At 72.8% G+C, this 2654-nt stretch carries 2 protein-coding genes; both read right to left on the bottom strand.

Translation table 11 applies throughout. The features are described from left to right. Positions 1-815, bottom strand: an 815-nt coding sequence (locus tag ACTHK2_RS04370) for a serine/threonine-protein kinase (protein WP_440244474.1), incomplete at its 3' end; no start/stop codon positions are given. After that, positions 805-2654, bottom strand: a 1850-nt coding sequence (locus tag ACTHK2_RS04365; protein ID WP_440244473.1) for a tetratricopeptide repeat protein, incomplete at its 5' end; no start/stop codon positions are given. The genes ACTHK2_RS04365 and ACTHK2_RS04370, both read right to left, overlap by 11 nt.

The following is a 2654-nucleotide window of genomic DNA, read 5'->3' as shown; positions in this document are numbered from 1 at the left end:
ACGTCGGTCGCGGTGCCGATCGCCTCGCCGAGGATCTGCTCGGGCGCCGCGTATGCGGGCGACAGCACGCGCAGGCCGGTGCCGGTGCGGGTCTGCTCGCCGCTGTCCTCGAGCAGCTTGGCGATGCCGAAGTCGAGCACGTGCGGCGCGCCGTCTGCATCGACGAGCACGTTGGATGGCTTGAGGTCGCGATGGACGACGAGCTGCGCGTGCGCGTAGGCGACCGCGCCGGCGATGCGCGCGGCGAGCGCGACGCGCTCGCGCAACGGCAAACGGCACGCGCTCGCGAACGCGGTCAGCGGCTCGCCGTCGACGTACTCCATCACGTAGTACGGCCGGCCGTCGGCGGCGACGCCGCCGTCCAGCAGGCGCACGATGTCGGCGTGCGCGAGGCGCGCGAGGATGCGCCGTTCGCGCAGGAAGCGCGCCACCACCGCCGCACTGTCCATGCCGCGCCGGATCAGCTTGATCGCCACGCGCTGCTCATAACTGCCGTCGCCGCGCTCGGCGAGGAATACCACGCCCATGCCGCCCTCGCCGATCTGCCGCAGCACGCGATACGGCCCGATGCGCCCGTCGGCGGGCGCGGCATCGGGCGAGCCGCCGGGGAGATCGCGCACCGCGCCGGCGAGGCCTGCGTCGAGCACCCCGTGCTCGAGTGCGTCCGCGGCGAGCAGTGCGCGCAGCTCCCCGGCCGCGAGCGGGTCTTCGGTCGCGATCGCGGCGAGGCGTGCGTCGCGCATCGCCGGCACGAGCTCCACCAGTTCGTCGAACCAGGCGGCGACGCGGATCCAGCGCGCGGCATCATGAGACATCGTCTTCTCCCTTTGCACCGGCGATGCGGCGCGCGAGATCGCGCCGCGCGCGCTCGATGTCGGCGAGTTCCGGCGCCGCCGCCTTGCGCGCCGCCGGCAGCACGCGGTCGAGCAAGACGGTCGCTTCGGCGAGCGCAGAAGGCTCGCGGGTCGCGGCGAGGTCGAGTGCAAGTTCGTAATCCGATTGCCACGCATCGCGCGAATCGGCGCCGTACAGCGCGAGCGCGATCGCGTGCCAGCGCCGATGCGCCTTCATTGCGAGCGCGAGGTCGCCGCCCGCGCGCGCGATCGCACCCTGCGCGCGCAGCGGCCGCATGTACTCCGGCGCCGCGTCATCGCCCTTCTCCGCGGCGATCCCCGCGAGCGCGGCTTCCACGGCCTCGCGCGCAGCGCGCGCATCGCCCTGGAGAAACATCACGAATCCGGCATCGGCACGCGCACGCCAGCGCTGGATGTCGTGCGGCAGGTCGGCCACGCGGTAGAGGCGCTCGGCTTCGGCGAGTTCGGCGAGGGCTTCCGGATAGCGCTGCTGTTCCTCGAGCACGCGACCGAGGTAGCGGTGACCATGCGCGTGCGTGTAGTCGCTGTCGGCCGCGCGCAGCGCGGTGCGGAAATCCTGCTCGGCTTCGTCCAGGCGGTGCTGGCCGAGCAGCAGGATCCCGCGCGAGAAGATCACGCGCGAGTACGGCCGCGAGTCAGGGCCGTAGAGTTTTCCGTAGCAGGCGAGTGCGCTGCCGAAGTGCGGCACCGCATCGTCCGCACGACCGATGCGGTCGAGCAGGCCCGCATAGTTGCGCTCACCCTCGCATACGTGCGGGTCGAACACGCCGCGCGCACGCATGAGCACCGGCAGGGCGGCGTCGTACTCGCGCAGTCCTTCGTCGTAGTGGCCGGCCTCCTCGAGGAACAAGGCGAGCGCGAGGCGGTGATCGGCGACCAGCGCGTCGCCGTCGCCGAGCCGGCGCCGCGCGGCTTCGACCACGTCGCGTTGCAACGCGATGCTCGCCTCGGGCGACTGCGTCGCGTTGAGGACGTAGGCGAGTTTCTCGCGCACCGCCTCGATCCGCTCGGGCGCCGTGTCCGGGCTCGCCTGCAGGATCGCAAGCGCCGCGCGGAAGTCCCGTTCGGCCTCGGGGTTGCGGTCGGCGTCGTTGTAGATCGAGCCGCGCACGCTGTACGCGTACGCAAGCCGGGTGTCGGTCGGGCCGACGCTCGCGGCGAGCATCGCGTGCGCCTGTTCCGCGGTGGACGTCGCTTCGAGCGAGGCGCCGAGGTTGCCCTGGATTTCCGCGATCGTCATGAGCAGTTCGCCGCGGGTGGCGTCATCCGTCGATTTCGTGTCCTGCAGGGCAGCGCGTCCGCGCCGCAGGATCTGCGCGGCGCTCAGTTCCTCGCCTTTCGAGAGCGACGGATCGTTCTGCTGGAAGATCGATACGAGCAGGTCCTTGACGCGCTCGGCGCGTTCGGCCTGCGCGTGCGCGAGGGTCGCCTGCTCGCGGGCGAGGCGCGCCTGCCAGATCGCGATGCCGAGGCCGGCGACCAGCGAGGCGACCACGAGCGCAGCCGCGGCGACGCCGAGGCGGTGCCGGCGCACGAACTTGGCGACGCGATACGACGCCGAGTCCGCGCGCGCGGTGATCGGCCGGCCGTCGAGCCAGCGGCGCAGGTCGTCGGCGAATGCCGCGGCGGTCGGATAGCGGCGCGCCGGATCGCGCTGCAACGCGGTCGCGACGATGACGTCGAGATCGCCCGCGAGCGCCTGCGCGAGGCGCCTCGCATCGAGCGCGCCGCCGTAGAGCGCGTCGACCTCGCCCGCGGACAGGCGCGCCGCGAGCGCGC

It is taken from the genome of Dokdonella sp., from assembly GCF_051958935.1.
GTDB lineage: Bacteria > Pseudomonadota > Gammaproteobacteria > Xanthomonadales > Rhodanobacteraceae > Dokdonella_A.
This window is presented reverse-complemented; position numbering and strand designations above follow the sequence as displayed.